We start from the raw sequence: 248 nt of genomic DNA on the forward strand, positions 1-248 counted from the left end.
GTACGGTCTTACAGCGGACCGGGCGAACGTTGTCAACAACCTTAAAGGGCCACTTAGCGGCCCATTTTGATCAGGAGACGTGCTGCAGGAATTCGCGCAGACGCTCGCTCGGTGGGTTGCTGATCAGGCTGTCGGGATCGCCATCTTCCGCAATCCGGCCTTTATCGATAAAGATCAGCCGTGAGGCCACCTTCTGTGCGAAGCCTACTTCGTGCGTCACAATCACCATCGTCATGCCTTCTTCCGCC

Annotated in this window: 1 pseudogene; it reads right to left on the minus strand. The window is 56.9% G+C overall.

Annotation, left to right across the window (positions count from 1 at the left end):
- Positions 1–70: 70 nt before the first annotated feature.
- Positions 71–248, minus strand: a pseudogene (gene glnQ / locus SB756_RS33550) (glutamine ABC transporter ATP-binding protein GlnQ); the annotation flags it as partial.

This window comes from Pseudomonas sp. SIMBA_068, assembly GCF_046534705.1.
Classification (GTDB): Bacteria; Pseudomonadota; Gammaproteobacteria; order Pseudomonadales; family Pseudomonadaceae; genus Aquipseudomonas; species Aquipseudomonas putida.